This is a genomic window from Halopseudomonas pelagia CL-AP6, assembly GCF_000410875.1.
Classification (GTDB): Bacteria; Pseudomonadota; Gammaproteobacteria; order Pseudomonadales; family Pseudomonadaceae; genus Halopseudomonas; species Halopseudomonas pelagia.
In genome coordinates this window covers 1-17785 of the sequence record NZ_AROI01000014.1, presented here as the reverse complement: position 1 = coordinate 17785, position 17785 = coordinate 1, and the positions used below count along the sequence as shown (strand labels likewise).

General features: G+C 59.6%; 11 protein-coding genes and 8 pseudogenes. 8 read left to right on the top strand and 11 right to left on the bottom strand.

Annotated features, from left to right (window positions below; genetic code table 11):
- Window positions 1-57 precede the first annotated feature (57 nt).
- Window positions 58-669: pseudogene (locus tag K787_RS22945) on the bottom strand (group II intron maturase-specific domain-containing protein); the annotation flags it as partial.
- On the opposite strand from K787_RS22945, the pseudogene K787_RS22940 reads away from it, so the two are divergent.
- A pseudogene (locus K787_RS22940) lies at window positions 622-1679 on the top strand (tyrosine-type recombinase/integrase). The pseudogenes K787_RS22945 and K787_RS22940 overlap by 48 nt on opposite strands.
- Window positions 1676-2791 (top strand): IS91 family transposase, encoded by a 1116-nt coding sequence (locus K787_RS22930; RefSeq protein ID WP_022962978.1) that lies wholly within the window; start codon window positions 1676-1678, stop codon window positions 2789-2791. Before K787_RS22940 ends, K787_RS22930 begins: the two are co-directional and overlap by 4 nt.
- A gap of 282 nt (window positions 2792-3073) precedes the next feature.
- On the opposite strand, the pseudogene K787_RS22925 reads toward K787_RS22930, so the two are convergent.
- Window positions 3074-3739 (bottom strand): annotated as a pseudogene (locus tag K787_RS22925) (reverse transcriptase domain-containing protein); the annotation flags it as partial.
- A 521-nt stretch (window positions 3740-4260) separates the two neighbouring features.
- A pseudogene (locus tag K787_RS22920) lies at window positions 4261-4773 on the bottom strand (IS5 family transposase); the annotation flags it as partial.
- 92 nt (window positions 4774-4865) lie between these two features.
- On the opposite strand from K787_RS22920, the gene K787_RS22915 reads away from it, so the two are divergent.
- The 3 genes from K787_RS22915 to K787_RS0111585 all read left to right on the top strand — a co-directional run bounded on the left by K787_RS22915 (window position 4866) and on the right by K787_RS0111585 (window position 8108).
- Complete coding sequence (locus K787_RS22915; protein WP_052185363.1) at window positions 4866-5327, top strand: ferredoxin reductase domain-containing protein; 462 nt, start codon at window positions 4866-4868, stop codon at window positions 5325-5327.
- Window positions 5328-5358: 31 nt separating this feature from the next.
- Window positions 5359-6546 (top strand): alkane 1-monooxygenase, encoded by a 1188-nt coding sequence (locus tag K787_RS0111590; protein WP_028614872.1) that lies wholly within the window; start codon window positions 5359-5361, stop codon window positions 6544-6546.
- 212 nt (window positions 6547-6758) lie between these two features.
- The gene (locus tag K787_RS0111585; protein WP_370736736.1) at window positions 6759-8108 is read left to right on the top strand and encodes a DUF1329 domain-containing protein; all 1350 of its coding nucleotides are present in this window, start codon (window positions 6759-6761) and stop codon (window positions 8106-8108) included.
- A 67-nt stretch (window positions 8109-8175) separates the two neighbouring features.
- Here K787_RS0111585 and K787_RS24730 read toward each other — a convergent pair.
- Both K787_RS24730 and tnpB (K787_RS22910) read right to left on the bottom strand, forming a co-directional pair.
- Window positions 8176-8562 (bottom strand): annotated as a pseudogene (locus tag K787_RS24730) (IS1595 family transposase); the annotation flags it as partial.
- Complete coding sequence (tnpB, locus tag K787_RS22910) at window positions 8496-8765, bottom strand: IS66 family insertion sequence element accessory protein TnpB (protein ID WP_500605312.1); 270 nt, start codon at window positions 8763-8765, stop codon at window positions 8496-8498. The gene tnpB (K787_RS22910) and the pseudogene K787_RS24730, both read right to left, overlap by 67 nt.
- Before the next feature lies 1 nt (window position 8766).
- Between tnpB (K787_RS22910) and tnpB (K787_RS0111575) the strand changes: the two genes are divergently transcribed.
- Both tnpB (K787_RS0111575) and tnpC read left to right on the top strand, forming a co-directional pair.
- Complete coding sequence (tnpB, locus tag K787_RS0111575) at window positions 8767-9042, top strand: IS66 family insertion sequence element accessory protein TnpB (RefSeq protein WP_022962972.1); 276 nt, start codon at window positions 8767-8769, stop codon at window positions 9040-9042.
- Window positions 9043-9060: 18 nt separating this feature from the next.
- A pseudogene (gene tnpC / locus K787_RS22905) lies at window positions 9061-10624 on the top strand (IS66 family transposase).
- A gap of 689 nt (window positions 10625-11313) precedes the next feature.
- Here the strand turns inward: tnpC and K787_RS0111565 are convergent.
- The 6 genes and pseudogenes from K787_RS0111565 to istA all read right to left on the bottom strand — a co-directional run.
- Window positions 11314-11568 (bottom strand): annotated as a pseudogene (locus tag K787_RS0111565) (ATP-binding protein); the annotation flags it as partial.
- Between the two features lie 109 nt (window positions 11569-11677).
- Entirely contained in the window at window positions 11678-12703 is a 1026-nt protein-coding gene (locus K787_RS0111560) for a tyrosine-type recombinase/integrase (RefSeq protein WP_022962970.1), read from the bottom strand.
- Window positions 12700-13671 carry a tyrosine-type recombinase/integrase gene (locus tag K787_RS0111555; RefSeq protein WP_022962969.1) on the bottom strand — a complete coding sequence of 324 codons (972 nt, stop codon included), beginning with the start codon at window positions 13669-13671 and terminating at the stop codon, window positions 12700-12702. The genes K787_RS0111560 and K787_RS0111555 overlap by 4 nt, the downstream gene beginning before the upstream one ends.
- Window positions 13658-14890: a site-specific integrase gene (locus K787_RS25540; protein ID WP_022962968.1), complete on the bottom strand. Its 1233-nt coding sequence runs from the start codon at window positions 14888-14890 to the stop codon at window positions 13658-13660. Before K787_RS25540 ends, K787_RS0111555 begins: the two co-directional genes overlap by 14 nt.
- A 133-nt stretch (window positions 14891-15023) precedes the next feature.
- Window positions 15024-15527, bottom strand: a pseudogene (locus tag K787_RS22900) (ATP-binding protein); the annotation flags it as partial.
- Window positions 15415-17094 (bottom strand): IS21 family transposase, encoded by a 1680-nt coding sequence (gene istA, locus K787_RS22895; protein ID WP_022962966.1) that lies wholly within the window; start codon window positions 17092-17094, stop codon window positions 15415-15417. The gene istA and the pseudogene K787_RS22900, both read right to left, overlap by 113 nt.
- Before the next feature lie 153 nt (window positions 17095-17247).
- On the opposite strand from istA, the gene K787_RS0111535 reads away from it, so the two are divergent.
- Window positions 17248-17785, top strand: a 538-nt coding sequence (locus K787_RS0111535; RefSeq protein WP_022962965.1) for a reverse transcriptase domain-containing protein, incomplete at its 3' end; no start/stop codon positions are given.

Below are 17785 nucleotides of genomic sequence, written 5' to 3'. Positions count from 1 at the left end.
TCGGCCGCGGGAACTGCCCCCGCAGCCGCTCGCAGAACCGTACGTGACACTCTCGCGTCATACGGCTCCCGTTATCCAACCTTGCTGGCCGGCCACTCGCCAGTGATGGAACAGCCGGGGTGCCACCGTCCGCATCTTGTCCAGCCATTGGCTAATGCGCCGCTTGCGCCTGTGAAGGGCCTTGTACTTTCGTCGACCCCAGCGTTCAAGTGCGCGGTCAATGTGCTGGAAGATGCCAAGCATGGCTGTCCGATAGAACGCGCCATAGTATTGCCACCACCCCTGTATCACCGGATTGTAGAGCCGAGCCACGTCGGCCAGCGTCACGTGGGTTTGGCGATTGAGTCGCCACCTGCGCACCGCTTGCCGCATCCGCTTCAAGGCATCCGCACTGGCTCCCGGAAGGAAGCTCGTGAAGAGCCGGTCTTGTTTGCTGAGTGCCTTCCTCGGCCTAAAGGTGAAGCCGAGGAAGGTAAAGCTCACATGCGGATAGTCTGCGCGACGGTTACTGTCCTTGCAGTACACGACCTTCGATTTCTCTGGGTGCATCGTCAAGCCACAGACAGCCAGCCGTGAAGCGATGGAGCGCATCACGTACTCCGCTTGCTTCTGGCTGCGGCAATGCACCACCGCATCATCGGCGTAGCGGGCATACGGGCAGTTGGACGAAGCCGCTACGCGGAGGAGTCCGCCTCGACGATCCGGGTCCACAATTTGATCTCCTGCCTCGCAAGAGGGGCTTTCCATGACGAACCAGGAGGTCATTGTATGTTGAATGCAGCGAAGGGAAGAGATTTCGAGCACGGCTACAGGTTGCATCTGCAGCAGCTCAAACTCAAGGGTTTGCAGCCGAAGACGATCGACGCGTATGCGCGGGCGATTCGTCGGATCGGCGCGTATTTCGACGGTCGGATCGACAGTCTTTCCGAGCAGCAAGTGACGGACTACTTCGCCGAGCTGGTGGAAACCCACTCGTGGAGCACCGTCAAGCTCGATCTGTACGGCTTGAAGTTCTACTACGCGCACGTTCTGCGCCAGCCCTGGGTGGCGCCGGGGCTGATCAAAGCGCCGAGAAGCCAACGCCTGCCCGACATCGTCAGCGTCGAAGAGACCCAGCGGATCATTGCCGCGACGCGCGTGCTCAGCTACCGGGTGTTCTTCTTCACGCTCTACAGCCTCGGGCTGCGCCTGGGCGAAGGGCTGCGGTTGCAGGTCGGCGATATCGATGCGGCGCGTGGTCGCGTGCATGTCCGCGACGCCAAGGGCAACAAGGATCGTTTCGTGCCCTTGCCGCAGGCCACGCATCGGCACCTGCGCGGTTTCTGGCAAGTGCATCGCAACCCGGTGCTGCTCTTCCCCAGTCGCCATGGCGGCCTCGAGCACGCCGCGCGCGCGGTGAGCCCGCTCGATCGGGCCGGCGTGCAGGGCGCCTTGCGCAAGGTGGTCGCCGCCTGCGGGCTAAAAAAAAGATCACGCCCCACAGCTTGCGGCATGCTTATGCCACCCACCTGATCGAGGCCGGCGTCGATCTGATCGAGGTGCAGAAATTCCTCGGCCACCACTCGATCCTCACCACCGCCCGCTACACCCACCTGACCGACCAGACCCAGCATCATGCCCTGGAGCGAATCAACGGCCTGATGGATGGCTTCTCCCTCGCGTGGGGGACGGTCAAATGATCCGTCTCGCCCAGCTCATCGACACCTTCGAGGAGGATTTCCTGGCGCACTACCGCGACCGACTCAGGCCGGAGCAGCTACGGGCGCTCGCCGCGATCCGCCAGTGCCGCACCCAGGCCGCGGCCAAGATGCAGCTGCAGTGCACGCAATGCGCACACCAAAGCCTGGTGCCTCATTCCTGCGGCCACCGCCACTGCCCGCATTGCCAGCATCACGAGAGCCAGCAATGGCTGGACCGGCAGTTGCAGCGCCAGGTGCCGGCCAGCTACTTCCTGCTGACCTTCACCTTGCCCGCCGAATTCCGCGGACTGGCCAGGGCGCATCCGGAGGTGCTCTACGATCTGTTGATCCGCTGCGCCTGGCAGACCGTGCGGACCTTCAGCGAAAACGACCGGCAACTGCAGGGCACGCCCGGCGCGATCGCCGTACTGCATACCCACACGCGCCGGCTCGACTACCACCCGCACGTCCATCTGGTGATGCCGGCGGCCGCCGTCGATGCGCAGCACCAGCGCTGGCGCACCCGGCGCCGCGGCAAGACCGGCAAAGGCTATCTGTTCAACCACAAGGCCCTGGCGAAGGTCTTCCGGGGCAAGATGCTCGCCGCCATAGAGACGGCCGGGCTGGCGCTGCCGCCGCGTCATCCGGGCGCCTGGGTGGTCGATTGCAAGGCGGTCGGCAGCGGTGAGAAGGCGCTCGTCTATCTCGGCCGCTATCTCTACCGCGGCGTCATCCGCGAGCAGGACATCGTCACCTGCGCCAATGGTCAGGTGAGCTTTCGCTATCGCGACGCAAAGACCGGCAAGCTCGAACGCCGCACGGTTCCCGGCGCGCAGTTCCTATGGCTGGTGTTGCAGCACGTGTTGCCGAAAGGCTTTCGCCGGGCCAGGAACTATGGGTTCCTGCACCCGAACCGGCGGCAGTTGATTGCCTTGCTGCGCGTGCTACTGAAACGCGCCGCACCCCCAGCGGTGCCGCTGCGGCCACGGCCGGCGATGCGCTGCCCGTGCTGCAACGCGGCCATGACGGTCATCAGGACGCGGATTCGGCCACCCGCCGCACCGCCGCCGATTACCACTGCCACCAGCACCGCCGAGGTACCGGCCATGTGAGCGAAAGCCCCCTGCGGCGAGTCACGGGAAGTCGGCGCCCGCAAGCCGAGGAGCCCTTGCACCTTGACCTGGAGCCTTGCCGGGCCGGCGCCGCCATGAACAGGCGAAAACCGCAACGATAACCTGCCCGTGGCGTTCTCCACGGGCGCCGACGCCATGCCGGGCAACCGCCCCGGCCTATTTCCGGAAGAGATATTTTCTATGGGGGCACCCGGCCACCCAGGGACCGGGCTTGTCCAACAAACGGATCAGGTCGCGGCTTCGCGCGACCTATCCTTATTCGTTAGGGCTGGTACGTTGCATCCAGGTGTCGAAGGCATAGTGCATGAACAGGTTCATCAGGAGGGGACTGATCACTCCGCCTTGCGGGGTGCCGCGTTCGCGTGGGACGCGCACGCCGTCCTCCGTTTCGAACGGCGCAACCAGCCACCGCTCGATGTACAGAAGAATCCAGTCCTCCTTGATGTGCGCGCGCACCGCCTTCATCAGCAACCCATGATCGATGTGATCGAAGGCTGCCTTGATATCAAACTCCACCACCCAGTCGTATCGCCAGCAGCGCTCACGCGTGATCGCCACTGCCTGCTTCGCTGATCGTCCCGGCCGGTACCCATAAGAGTCCGAATGGAAGATCGAGTCCAGCTCCGGCTCGATGAGAAGCTTGACCACGGTTTGCGCGACACGGTCTCCGACTGTGGGCACTCCCAGCTTGCGCGTGCCTCCCGATGCCTTGGGAATCTCTACCTGCTTCACCGGAGGTGGGAAGTACGACCCCGACGACATTCGATTCCACAGCTTGTAGAGATTCTTGGACAGGTCCCGCTCGAAATCGGCGATGGTTTCATCGTCGATGCCGGCCGCACCGCGGTTGGCCCTGACTTGTTGGTAGGCTTCCCATACCGTGCGCTTCGCTATGTCATAAGGTTTCGCCGAGCTCACGCCGTTCATCCCCTGCGGTTGGCAGCGCTCGTCGGCAGGATAACGCCGCCCCTTCGCTCCACCTCCATTACAGAGGCTTCATCGCTACTACGGGAGGCTCCGCCCCTTGCTCCAGCATCGGTATTCTTCCTCATGGTGTTGGCCATTTGTCATTTTCCTTCGCATCTGGAACAAGGTTCTCACGTTCCGTACCAAAGCCTGTATGAAGATCATGCCGCCTATACACCGGCTGCCATCGGGTCCGTAAGCAGGTAACGTCCCGACTCGTCCTGAAGCCAGTACTCAACCTCAGTTTCGACAGCACCTTTGGGCATAACGATGCGTCATCGGACGGTTTGCTTTCGCTCATCTTCTCCATACTCACCTGCCATCCTCGGGGGATGACTTTTCCTCGGTCGCTCACCACCACACCTTTTGGATGCAGCAGCACCGGGTGGTTTGAAGCCCGCTCCTGCAAGCCGACTTCGGAAGACCTACTTCCATCTTCGCTACAGCATCACAGGTCATTTGACCTGTGTTCGTGACACACAGTACTGTTTGCCTTTCTTGGTCTGATGCATTTTCCGGATCGCGCTTGCCATCCTTGTTCTTGGTCGAGCTCGGTGCATTGATCAGCGTGGCATCGACGATGGTGCCCTGGCGAAGCGACAGGCCGCGGTCGCCCAGATAGCCATTAATGACAGCAAGGATACCTCCGGCCAGTTCGTGTTTCTCCAGCAGCCGGCGGAAGTTGAGGATGGTGGTTTCATCCGGAATGCGCTCCAGGTTCAGCCCGGCAAACTGGCGCAGGATGGTTGTCTCGTACAGCGCCTCCTCCATTGCAGGATCGCTGTAGCCGAACCAGTTCTGCATCAGATGGACACGCAGCATCGCCATCAACGGATACTCCGGGCGACCACCGTCACCCTTGGGTAGTGCGGCTCGATCAGGGCAATCAAGCCCTTCCACGGCACCACCCGATCCATCTCGATCAGGAACAACTCCTTGCGGGTCTGCTTGCGCTTGCCGGCGTACTCAGCATCGGCAAAGGTCATCTGCTTCATCGGAAATCTCGGCGGGTGGAATCCGGGTATTTTGCCAAAATCAGGAAGCCTTTTTCAGAGTTTCCCTTCAGTCGCTGCTTGGGCAGGGGGCGATGGTTGTGGGGCCAGAGGGCGACTTCTATTTGCGCCCGAGCGCTGCTCCACTGCTCTTGGTGGCAGGAGGTAGTGGGCTGGCACCAATCCTGGCTCTCCTCGAAGAGGCTCTTGCCGCAGGGGCTCAGCGATCTGTCACTTTGCTGTTCGGTGCTCGCGAAGAACGTGACCTTTATGCGCTTGATGAAATTAGTGCTCTAGCAGCCCAGTGGCGTGCTTCGTTCCATTTCGTACCGGTTCTCTCTGGGGCGACAAGTGACTCCAACTGGCAAGGTGCCAGGGGGCTGGTCACTGAACTCATCCCCAAGTTTCTGGAGAATGGTCCTCACGCCTACCTATGTGGCCCCCCAGTAATGATCGATAGCGCGGTTTTGATGTTACGCGGTTCTGCGCTGCCCTGTGATCACATCTACGCCGATCGCTTCACACCCCATCATTACCCACTGGCGGCCACCGCCTGATATTCCTCTAGTAATAACAAGAGAGACGACCATGAACGCGCTGCATTACCTGAAGTACTTTCTATTTCATGTGGTTGGCTTATTGTCTGCTGCAGCTATCTTGGCCGGTGGTGCTTGGATAACTATCGGCTTGATAGCCGTGGTATTCATTTACGTCATTGGCGATGCAATTGCCGGGGATGACACCAGCACCCCTAATTTCAAATACCCCGGCATCCTGACCTTTCAATTGTGGCTGGCTCTGCCGTTATTGACACTTATTGTCTTCTCGGCGGTATGGAGTGTTAGCAGTGGCGACTTCCTGGGCTTCGGTGCGGCTCTAAGTCGTTTAACTGGATACGATCTGATCGCTGCCCGTGACGCCACCTTCGTCGGCCATTACGTGTCTACTTGGGCTCTCACGTGGTTGATGATCGGCATGACAGGCACTATTCCTGCGCATGAGCTAACTCATCGCACTTGGGACCCTGTATCTATGCTAGTTGGTCGTTGGTTGCTGGCCTTTAGCTTTGACACGGTATTTTCGATTGAGCATGTCTACGGTCATCACCGCTATGTCTCGACCACCGAGGATCCGGCTACTGCCCCGCGTGGTCGTAATGTTTACTGGCATGTCCTAGTTTCGACTATCAAGGGCAATATTAGCGCTTGGACGATCGAGAGCAAGCGCCTGATGCGTAAAGGGCAGAGTCGCTTCGGTTGGCACAATGCGGTTATTCGTGGTCACTTGATGAGTGTTCTTCTGGTCGCTGTTGCCTATGCCATCGGGGGCGTGGACGCAGCACTATTCTTTATCGCCTGTGCTCTCGTGGGTAAAGCGTTGCTGGAAATTGTCAACTATATGGAGCACTACGGCATGGTGCGCAACCCAGCCACTCCTGTGCAGCCGCGTCACTCCTGGAATACCAATAAACGTATCAGCTCTTGGGCTATGTTTAATTTGACCCGCCATTCGCACCACCATGCTCAGGGCGAGGTTCCCTATCAAGACCTCAAGCCGTTCCCAGATGCGCCGATGATGGTCGGTGGTTATCTAACTACCATCATAGCTACCATGATTCCGCCGCTGTGGAACAAGCTGATGGTTCCGAAGGTGCTGGCTTGGGATCGTGACTATGCAAGTGCTGAAGAGCGTGTGCTGGCTCGCGAGGCGAATGCACGTAGCGGTGTTCAAGAGCTAATGGCAGCAAATAAAAGTAGCGCCATATATCCAGTTTAGTTGAACGGGATGGATGAGCCTCAAAGCCCTTGGGGCTATCTCATTATATTCTCCAGTCTGAGCTAGAGGCTAAATAGGGTTGATGGTTTCTAGTCTTGCTCGGGAGGCTCATCTAATCCTGACGGTTTCTCGAAAAAACATACAGCTTATTATCCATTCCAAAACAAAAATAAATGGAGGTTAACGTGCTTGTTGGTAATGTTTCATTTGGTTTGCTTGCTGTATTTCTCGGATTTTCCTTTGCCAATATTTCCGTGGCAAAGGTTTCTGTAGATGAGGCTAATAAGTTGGGCACCAACTTGACCCCGATAGGCGCAGAGAAGACCGGGAACACCGACGGCACTATTCCCGAATGGATCGGAGGCCTGCCGACCAACGCTGGTGCGGTAGACGCCAAAGGCTTCCTCTCCGATCCCTTCGCCAGCGAGCAGCCGCTGTTCACCATCACTGCAGCCAACGCCGAACAGTACAAGGACAAGCTGTCCGCCGGGCAGTTAGCGATGTTCAAACGCTACCCGGAGACCTACAAGATTCCGGTGTACCCGACCCACCGTAGCGCGGCGCTGCCGGACGAAATATACGCGGCGGCCAAGACTAGCGCTCTCAATACCGAAGGTATCGACGGTGGCAACGGCCTCAAGGGTTTTGGTGACAGCCGCTTCTACGCCTTCCCGATCCCAAAAAACGGTGTTGAGGTGGTGTGGAACCATACCACCCGTTATCGCGGTGGGAATATAAAACGTCAAATAACGAGAATGCAGCCTCTGGAAAATGGCGCATTTAATGTTGTGTCGTTTGATGATGAAATTTCTTATCCTGTGTACCTCCCTGATCTCGGTAAGGGGAGAGGTGAAAACATACTCTATTATTTCATCCAGAAGGTGAAGTCGCCATCGCGGTTATCCGGTGATGTACTGCTGGTGCACGAGACCATTGATCAGGTAAAAGAGCCACGCATGGCCTGGCTTTACAATGCGGGGCAGCGTCGCGTTCGTCGTGCCCCGCAGGTTGCTTATGATGCTCCGGCACCAGCCGCTGATGGTCTGGCTACAATGGATAATTACGACATGTTTAACGGAGCACCGAATCGCTATACCTGGGCACTAATCGGCAAGAAGGAGATGTACATCCCCTACAACAGCCACAAGCTGGATTCGCCGAACCTGGAGTACAAAGACATTCTCCGGGCCGGACATATCAACCAAGATCTGACCCGTTATGAGCTGCATCGGGTCTGGGAAGTGGTAGCCAAAGTTAAACCGGGCGAACGTCATATTTACGCCACTCGCCACATGTACTTCGATGAAGACAGCTGGCAGCTGGCGTTAGTGGATCACTATGACAATCGTGGCCAGTTATGGCGTGTAGGTGAAGGGCATATGCAGCAGTACTATTCCAAACAGGCTCCTGGATATACTGCAGAGGTATTGTACGATATTTCTTCTGGTCGCTATTCAGTTATGGGTCTTAAGAATGAAGAGGAGCAGAGTATCGTCTTCGGTGCTCAGGCTGCTGCAGCGCGATATACCCCTGCGGCGCTCCGGCGGGTGGGAGTTCGGTAGAGATTGAAATGGTAATATGGTTCTAGCTGGAATCAATGTCATCCATTTTTGTGGTGTTATTTATTGGCTATGTCCCAATCACGTGTTGCATGGTGCGCCCAACCGCCTCCTGGATACAGTGAGCCGGCTGAATACGCAGCTGATAGCGCTCAAGCATGCGACGCAAGCCCAGATAGTTCGGGAGGTAGCGGGGGGCGACTCCGTGAAAGCGAGTCATCCAACTCTTCAGGCGGCTGTGGTAGGCATTAACGTTTTGAATGTGGAAAGCGCCCTGTCGTACCCGTGCACCAGGACGCGAGTGAACGACATGGTGAGTAATGCCCTGAGTGCGGGCAAAGTTGGCGTAACCCGCAGCGCCATCACTGCACAGTACGGCCTCTCGGTCGATCAGCGGCAGTAAGGCTGCTCGCACATGCTCTGCATCGAGCTTCTCCAGCTTGAAGTCTGCGGTATGAGCCACAGGCAGAAGCCGTTGCGCTCCCAATACAAAATCTTCACCCGGTTGCGCGCGCGGTTGAGGAAGACGAACAGCACCGGGTCAAACACCGCCACCTTGATATCCAGCTCGACCAGGGCGGCCAGGCCGTCGATGGACTTTCGGAAATCCACCGGCTTGGGGTAGAGGTAGACTTTTTCGACTTTGGCGTCGGGGCACATCATGGCGGCTGGCTCCAGAAAGAAATCGGAGCACAGCATTGGCTGGCCTTCGGATCATTTGAAGATGGGGTTTATGGAGCGCTTTCTCCTCTACTGGGAGCGCAATGGCTTCTGCCTGTGGCTCAAGCGTCTGGAAGCCGAGCGTTTCAAGACCAAGCCCGATGCCGGCGACGAGGCCATCGAACTGACGGTCGACGAGCTGAACTGGCTGCTCGACGGCATCGACCTGTGGCGCAACCGTCCGCACCAGGTTCTGACGCCACGGTTCGTGGCCTGAGCCGGTATAATCCACGGCATGATTTCCATGCCCGAAACCCTTCCTGACGACCCCGCCGCGCTCAAGCGATTGCTCGCTGAGGTGTTGTCGTCGGCGCAGGAATTGGCCAAGGACAAGGACAGGCAGATCGAGCGCCTGCGTGAACAAAACGCGCTTCTGATCCAGCGCCTGTTCGGCCGTAAATCCGAGCAGAGCAGCGATCCGGATTCACCGCAGCTGGTCATGTTCAACGAAGCGGAAAGCCTGGCCGAAGCAGCGCCTGAAGCACCTGCCGATGAGGTTGAGGAAGAAGCCGTCGCGCCGACCAAGCGCCGCGGCAAGCGCAAGCCGCTACCGGCCGAGTTGCCACGCGTCGAGGTCATCCACGAACTGCCCGAACACGAACTGACCTGCGAATGCGGTTGCCGCAAGCAGGCCATTGGCGAAGAGACCAGCGAGCAGCTGGAAATCATCCCGATGCAGGTTCAGGTAATCCGTCACATCCGCAAGACCTACGCCTGCAAGGCCTGCGAAAGCGCCCCGGTTACCGCCGACAAGCCTGCGCAACTGATCGAGAAAAGCCTGGCCAGCCCGAGCGTGCTGGCGATGCTGTTGACCACCAAGTACGCCGACGGCATCCCGCTGTATCGCTTCGAAAAGATGCTCAGCCGCCATGGCATCGACATCCCCCGGCAAACCCTGGCGCGTTGGGTGATCCAGTGCGGCGAACAGCTGCAACCACTGCTCAACCTGATGCGCGACCGACTGCTGGATAGTCCGGTGATCCACTGCGATGAAACCCGCGTACAGGTGCTCAAGGAGCCGGACCGAGACCCCAGCAGTCAATCCTGGATGTGGGTGCAGACCGGCGGCCCGCCAGACAGACCAGTGATCCTTTTTGATTACTCCACCAGCCGTGCGCAGGAAATACCGTTGCGCCTGCTCGACGGTTATCGCGGCTATCTGATGACCGATGACTACGCCGGCTACAACGCCGTGGCCGCGCAAGCGGGCGTCGAACGCTTGGCCTGCTGGGCGCATGCCCGGCGCAAATTCGTCGAAGCGCAAAAGGTGCAACCGAAGGGCAAAACCGGACGCGCCGACATCGCGCTGGGGATGATCAACAAGCTCTACGGCATCGAGCGCGGACTCAAGGATGCCAGCGATGAACAGCGCCACCACGGCCGTCAGCAGCACAGCCTGCCGTTGCTTGCCCAACTCAAGGCCTGGCTGAACAAAACCCAGCCGCAGGTCACGGCGCAGAATGCCCTGGGCAAAGCGGTGAACTACCTGGCGAGCAACTGGAGCCGGCTTGTGCGCTACGTCGAAGGTGGACAGCTGCCGATCGACAACAACCGCGCCGAGAACGCCATCCGGCCCTTCGTCATCGGCCGCAACGAACTGGCTGTTCAGCGACACGCCCAAGGGTGCCGCGGCCAGTGCGCAGATCTACAGCCTGATCGAAACCGCCAAGGCCAACGGGCAGGAGCCTTATGCCTGGCTGCGTTACATCCTCGAACGTTTGCCAACGGCACGGAATGTCGAAGACTACGAAGCGCTGCTGCCGTGGAACTGCTCGCCAGCTTCTGCCCCTGACTCCTGAAAACAAACCCCGTCCTGGCGGACGGGGTTTATGGAGCGCTTAGTGCGCCAGTTAAAGCTGGCGGAGGATAGTCGATGAAAGTTCGATACTGGCCCCCGGTGTCAGGCTAGTTGTCGGTGTGCCATGAAGGCAGAGCATCTGGAGGATGCCTGCCATGCTGTATCTGTGATGAGGGCGGGCCCCTCGGATTCGCCGATCAGGCGGTGATTCCAAACCACCCTGGGCTGCATACGTAAAGAGCGTGTGTGGTGAGCGCCACGGGAAAAGGCTGACCAAGAGTCAGTCAGGTATGAGTGATTGAGACGAACGTAAGTGAACCATCGAAGAAGTGTCGATAATTGCAGACGATATCGAAACCAGAGACTCGACAACGCTCTGGGACAAGTCAGACGGGCGCCTGGGTTCTGGTCTGGCGGTATCCGGCATAGAGGTGGCGTGACGATCATTCAGGCACAGGTACGGAACATGGGAATCTGTCATTGCGATGCCAAGGGAGCGATTCAACCAGAGACCCTGCGGAGAATTTGAGTACCAATGCGCAATACAGAGGCGGAGTCATGCGTAGTAGTGATGAAGGGACTGTAATGGTTCTGGAGTGCGGATTTCGGTGAATGTGACCGCTCATTTCGCTAACAACGTGACCGGTGCCTCCACCCGATTGCGCGGGGTTTAAATTCTAACCGCATCGGTCACGATGCGGCTTCTTCCTCCGTGTTTTTCCGCCGCAGTGACTCGCCTTTCATCACGATCCGGTAGGCGTTGTGGACCAGACGATCGAGCAAGGCGTCGGCCAGCGTGGGGTCGTTGATCCAGCCGTGCCAGTGATCGACGGGAAGCTGACTGGTCAGGATGGTGGAGCGGCTGCCAGCGCGGTCGTCGATCACTTCCAGCAGATCATGCCGGGCATTTTCTTCCAGCGGAGCCAGGCCCCAGTCGTCCAGTAATGTTGAGCTCAACATTACTGGACTTATGTTGCGCACCCAGTTATGTGGAGTTGAGCAGCAAACATGGCGCGCTGCGCCGATTCCAACTGCCCGAACTCCACATAACCACTTACAGCCGTTTCAGCCAATCGACCACATCGACCGCAGCCGGCGACAGATGGCCGGCACGTGGCGGCGCCAACACTTCGGGGAACACCTGGGCAAGCGCTTGGCGTTTGATGTCCAAATCAACCCGGGCATAGACCATGGTCGTATTCAGCGTCGCATGGCCCAGCCACTGGCTAATTGTGGCGAAGTCAACGCCAGCCTTGAGCAAATGAACCGCTGTGGCGTGTCGAAGCGAATGCGGATGAAGTCGCTTCTCTCGCATGGTGTTGGCCACCGGTGTGCCCGCTGCCACATATTTCTTGAGCAGGTAGCGAACACCGAACCGCGTGAGCTTGGCACCGTGGCGGTTGGTGAACAGAAATGCCTCCGGCGCTATGGTCTGTGCCGACTGCTGAGCCAGTTCCCGCAGCAGCACCGCGGTATGTGGCCAGATGGGGCATAAACGAATCTTCCCTCCCTTGCCGCGCAGACGCACTTGGTGCGGCGGCTCGGTTCTCACGTCGCGTACCTGCAGATCGAGCACCTCCTGCACGCGAGCACCGGTATTGAACATCAGCGCTAACAACGCATAGTCGCGCCGCCCCGAGTCGGTAGTGCGATCAATGCTATTGAGCACCGCGTCGACTTCGTCAGGCTCGAAATACGCCATTGGTGCGCTGCGGGCGCCGCGCTTGAACGGCAGCCCAAGCACCCGCTGCAACTCGGCTAGATGCTCCGGGTGTTCGCTGGCCAGGAATCGGGCAAAGGTGTGGATAGCAGCCAGCCGCGCATTGCGCGTCGCTACACCATTGTGACGCTCCTGTTCCAGATGCGTCAGGAATTGGCTGACCTGCTCTGCCGTAAAATCGTCGAGTTCCAAATCCTCGACGCCCCGTTTGCTGCGAGCCGAGGCAAATCGCAAGAACAGCACGACGGCATCCCGATAGCTGCGAATCGTGTGCAGGCTCATGCCACGGAGCTCGGGCAGATACTCCCGGAAGAAGTGCGTGATGCAATTGCCAAGCGAGTTGGGCCGAGCGGGTTTCATGGCGCACCTCCAGCAATCAAATGGCCGAAGTGGGCCTGGAAGCGATCACTGGCCGCTGCCGCAATATCTGGCATCCAACGCAGGTAATAAGCGGTAGAGACGATCGACACGTGCCCCATATACAGCGCTAGTTTCGGCAAGTTGGATTGCACATCGGCGCCTTGCCGATACCAACGCAGCAGTGCCTGGACGGCAAAGCTATGCCGAAAGTCATGAATCCGCGGCCGTCGGCCATCGCTACTGTGAACATCTGCAGCTTGGAATAGCGTTTGTATGCCACCGCTTATTCCTGTCCCCGTATAGCCGCGCAAGCCTCTGGCGCAGTTGCACAGCAAGGGGGAATTCGGGGTGATGCTGAAGGGCGGCGCCAGCCGCTGCTTGAGATAGGCGCGCAGCTCACGATGGGCGTCCTGCGATAGTGGAACGAATCGGGATTTGTGGAACTTCGATTCGCGGATATGCAATACGCCTTGCGCCGAATCGGCGTCGGCCAGGGTCAGCCGTAGCAGTTCGCCGCGACGTAGTCCTGCGGTATAGAGGAGCACGACGGCCAGCCGCAGGACCGCTGGCCGCAGAGGCGAGGTGGGCACCGGACCCAATTGCTCGGCAGCCGCGAGCATACTCATGACCTCGCTCGAACCGAAGATGACGGGGGTGGCAGCGGGACAGGGGCGTGGGAAGTGGTTGGGGTCGGGCACAAAGCACTCTGGTTCAGTGCGCTGTCGATATAGACAAAAGTTGCGCACGATGCGCTGCCGGTTGCGTCGCACCGTGGCGTTAAGCCCGGCGAGCGTGTTGCACCACCCAAGGAAGTGATCGTAGTCCAGATCCGTACATGTCGCCGCCATCAGGAAATGTCGGACCGACGCGAGGACACGCTCTTCATTTGCATAAGCTCGACCAAGCGATCGCCGAAGTTGCAGATAGCGCGCAATGGTCGAGTCGAGTTCGGTCTCAGAGGGGAACATGATGGTCTCCCTTCTGCGCAGCATGCCGGCATGGAAGGGGTAGTGCCACGTCACGTAACGACTCGGTTTGCAGCCGAAGGTAAACGTAGGTGCTTTCCAGCGAGCGATGCCCAAGCAAATCGCCGATCGCCTTGACGCCCACACCGCGCTCAAGCAGTCGCATGGCGAAGGCGTGGCGGAGGCAATAGGAAGAGCTGCCATCGAGCGGCAGGCCGCTTTGCCGCGCGCGCTTCTCGTAGAGTTCGCAGACCGCGTAATGCTGCATCGGAGCCAGCGGTGTTCTTACACGCAGGAACAGTTCCGGCCGAGTGCTGCCAGGCCGACCGCAATGCAAATACCGCTTGAGCAGGCGCAGCGTTTGATCGGATAGCGGCAGGATCAAGTTCGAGCTGGTCTTGCGCTGATCGACACGCAACGTCCGGGCTGTCCAATCTATCGATACCACGGTGAGTGCCACGATCTCCGATGGCCGCAATCCGTAGTAAGCCATCAAGTGCAGGATGGCGTAGTCGCGCCAACCGGCTTTGCTGTTGCGATCGACTGACTGCAATAGTTGCTGCACCAAACGCCAGGCAAGGGCACGCGGCGGGGCTTCGCCGCGATAGGTGCGCGGCGTGTCGATCGTATAGAGGCGCTCCCGGATATGGCCGTGGTCGAAGCAGTAGCGGAGAAAGGCACGCAATCTGGCGATGGAATGCTGCAGGCTCTGACGCTTGATCAGTTGGCCCTTGGTAATGACGAACTGTTCTACGGCCGGCGCCGACAGATCCAGAAGCACCGCCTCCTGTGGCACGGACTGAGTCAGAAAGTCGGCAATGGTCGAGATATGCTGGCTGACTGTCGGCGGTGCCAAGCCGCGAACCTCAATGAGGTGATGGCGGTATACCTTGAGTAGCAGGGCAAACCGATCGACATCGGGTTCTACGGTCAGAAGCCCGCGAGTAGCCAGGAAGCGTTCAAAGGCACGCCGGGTTGCGCGGTATCGAGGTCGCGTTCGGACCGAAGTGAATATCGTATCGAGCTGGTGTACCGAGAAATTGGCATCCGGTGCGATCGATTCGACGCGCTCAAGCACCAGTTTAAGTCTGCGAACATGGTGGCAAGTGGGACTGCGTGCGTAGCCGACGGACACTAGCCAGTCCGCAAAGCCTTCGAGCCAGCAGCCAACGGGCGACTCGACATAGCGCCGATGTGTCTTGGGGAAGATTCGAGTGAGCATGATGTCCTCCATTGCGTTCGATGGAGAAATCCACGCTACCCCTGGGACTAGTTATGTTGAGTACAGACGCTCCAAAGTCAGACCAATGGCGGGCTGAAAGTCGCTACTCCACATAACTGGGTGCGCAACATAAGTCCAAAAGCAAGACATCGACCTTGGCCAGCTGTTGCAGGGTGCGCCCGAAGCTACCGTCGCCATGGGCGATGCGCAGTTGCTCCAGTAGGCGCGGGGTACGCAGGTACAGCGTGCTGTAGCCTTGGCGGCAGGCCTGATGGCCCAGTGCGCAGGAGAGCCAGGTCTTGCCGACGCCGGTCGGGCCGGTCAGTAGCAGATTGTGCCGTTGGCGGAGCCAGTCACCACTGGCCAGGGTCGCGATCAGGCGTTCGTCCAGCGCGCGGCCACGGCGGCGATCGAGGTCTTCCAGGCAGGCGCCGGCGTACTTGAGCTTGGCCTGTTTGCGCAGCCGCTCCAGGCGCTTGTCGTCACGCCAGGCCAGTTCACGGTCGAGCAGCAGGCCCAGGCGTTCATCGAAGCTCAAGCTGTGGCTGGCCGGCAGCGTCCACTGCTCTTCCAGCGCTCGGGCCATGCCGTTGAGCCGCAGGTGGTGCAACTGGCTCAGGGTGTGTTGGGTCATCATCGAACAGCTCCTCTTGGGTGTAGTAATCGGCGCCACGGACGTTCTCGTGGCTGCTGGGTTGCGCTGCCGGCTTCGCGGGCTTGGGCAGTGGTTGTTGGTCGAGCCCTTGCTTGAGCAGATTGCGCACGGTGCGGCCGTTGAGGGCCCGCAGTTGTACGGCGCGGCTCGCCGCCGCTTCCAGGCGCGCATTACCGTACTGGCGCGCCAGCGAGAGCAGGCCCAGGCAGGCTCGGTAACCCATTTCCGGGTGCGGTTTGTGAGTCAGTTGGTACTCGACGATCTGCCGGGCGTGCGGGCCGATTCGCTCGCCCCAGTCGAGCAGGCGCTGCGGCGTCCACTCGCGATGCGCCTTGTGCGAGGCTGGCATGTGTTCGCTCTGGGTGCTGTAGGCGCCGCGCCGCTGAAGTCGCAGGTGGCTGGCGACCCGCCGGTTGCCGTGCAGGACTTCCACGGTATGCGCGCTCAGCCGCACATCGACGCTCTGCCGGGCCAGGGCCGAGGGCACGCTGTAGAAGCCGCCGTTCACTTCGATGTGGTAGTCGATGTTGACCTTGCAGCGCTTGAACGTCACCACCTCGTAGGGATGCAGTGGCAGCGGCCGCAGCACCGGTTGATCGAGCCGCTCGAACCACTCCCGGCGGCAGCCGTCGAGCTTCTTGAACGGGCGCTGGTTCAAGTCCTCGAGCAGCTCGGCAATCGCCTGGTTGAGCGCGTGCAGGCTGAAGAACTGCTGGTGGCGCAGCCGCGCCATGATCCAGCGCTCGACGATCTGCACCGCCACCTCGGCCTTGGCTTTGTCCTGGGGCTTACGCGGCCGCGCCGGCAGCATCACCGTGTCGTAATGCCGGGCACACTCCAGTGCGGCGCGGTTCAAACCCGGCTCGTAGCGATCGGGGTGGGCGATCAGCGCGCGCGGATTGTCGGGCACCACCATCTCGCTGACGCCGCCAAAGTAGCTGAACGCCTGACCCAGCGCGGTCAGCCAGTCCACCTGGGTTTCCCCAGGCGTGGCGCAGGCATAGGTGTAGTTCGAGGCTCCCAGCGCCGCGACGAAGATATGCGCCCGGCTGATCTCGCCGGTGGCCGGATCGATCACCGGCAGGGTCGGGCCGGCGTAGTCGATGAACAGCTTCTCGCCGGCCCGGTGCTGTTGACGCATCGAGCGCTTGAGAGTGCTGGCGTAGCGGCGGTAGTGCTCGACGAACTGGGTGTAGCGATAGGTCGGCTGCTCGGGATGGGCGGCGATGTACTCCTCCCACAGCAGTTGCAGGGTGACGCCCTTGCGCCGCAATTCGCGGTGGAGCGTGATCAGATCCGGCAGCACTCGCTCGCCGCGTGTGTGGCGCACCTTGGCGGCGGGTAACAGCGCCGCCGCCAACGCCACCTCATCCAGCACGGCCAGCGCCGACCACTCCAGGCCTGTCTCGTTGGCCGCCGTGACGTACTTGCTGACGACGCCCTTGGACAACTGCAACGCCCGGGCGATCTTCTCGAGAGAGAGGCCAACCTCGAACTTGAGGCGCAAACATTCTTTGATATTACGCATGGCTACTCGCTGCGCCGACATCCCTCTACTTCCCTAAAAACGGGCGAGGGTGACGGTCGCGTCAGGTCATGCGCAACGGGGTGAAAGTATCTCGCTAAGCCGTGACCGCTCATTTCGGTAAGTCGTGACCGCCTGTTTCGGAACAGGCTGGAAATCGGTCACGTTGATAGCGAAATGAGCGGTCACGCGTTAGCGAAATGGCCGGTCACGATCTACCGAAACAGCCGGTCACGGTGGGCCGAAATACGCAATGGCCAGTTACGGCCTCTGGGTATCCCCACCGTTGGTGACCGAGTGGCGCAAATGGCAGTCAAGCTGATTCTGGAGCCGAGGTTAGAGCGGGTATTCCATTCCTCATCCTTTGGGTACCGTCCGTACCGGGGAGCCCACCAAGCGGTGGAACAAGCTCGTCGGAATTGCTGGCGTTACGATTGGGTGCTGGATATGGATATGAAAGCCTTTTTCGATACCATCGACCATGATTTGATGATGCGAGCCATTGAAAAGCACGTCCCCGAGAAGTGGGTGCGTCTATACATCCGACGCTGGTTGGAGGCCTCGGTGGTCCTGACTGACGGTACATGCCAAGTCAGGGATCGGGGAACCCCACAGGGAGGCGTTATCTCTCCCTTGCTGGCTAACCTCTATCTGCATTATGCGTTCGATACTTGGATGGCTAGACACTTCCCCCTCGTAAGCATCCGGTCAGCAC

What these genes read in the sequence shown, in the direction of transcription:
- K787_RS25540 (WP_022962968.1), bottom strand. Translation starts at nt 14,890, where the DNA reads ATGCTCACTCGAATCTTCCCCAAGACACATCGGCGCTATGTCGAGTCG.
- K787_RS0111560 (WP_022962970.1), bottom strand. Translation starts at nt 12,703, where the DNA reads ATGAAACCCGCTCGGCCCAACTCGCTTGGCAATTGCATCACGCACTTC.
- K787_RS22930 (WP_022962978.1), top strand. Translation starts at nt 1,676, where the DNA reads ATGATCCGTCTCGCCCAGCTCATCGACACCTTCGAGGAGGATTTCCTG.
- istA (WP_022962966.1), bottom strand. Translation starts at nt 17,094, where the DNA reads ATGTCGGCGCAGCGAGTAGCCATGCGTAATATCAAAGAATGTTTGCGC.
- K787_RS22915 (WP_052185363.1), top strand. Translation starts at nt 4,866, where the DNA reads ATGGTTGTGGGGCCAGAGGGCGACTTCTATTTGCGCCCGAGCGCTGCT.
- tnpB (WP_500605312.1), bottom strand. Translation starts at nt 8,765, where the DNA reads ATGTGCCCCGACGCCAAAGTCGAAAAAGTCTACCTCTACCCCAAGCCG.
- K787_RS0111555 (WP_022962969.1), bottom strand. Translation starts at nt 13,671, where the DNA reads ATGTTCCCCTCTGAGACCGAACTCGACTCGACCATTGCGCGCTATCTG.
- tnpB (WP_022962972.1), top strand. Translation starts at nt 8,767, where the DNA reads ATGGCGGCTGGCTCCAGAAAGAAATCGGAGCACAGCATTGGCTGGCCT.
- K787_RS0111590 (WP_028614872.1), top strand. Translation starts at nt 5,359, where the DNA reads ATGAACGCGCTGCATTACCTGAAGTACTTTCTATTTCATGTGGTTGGC.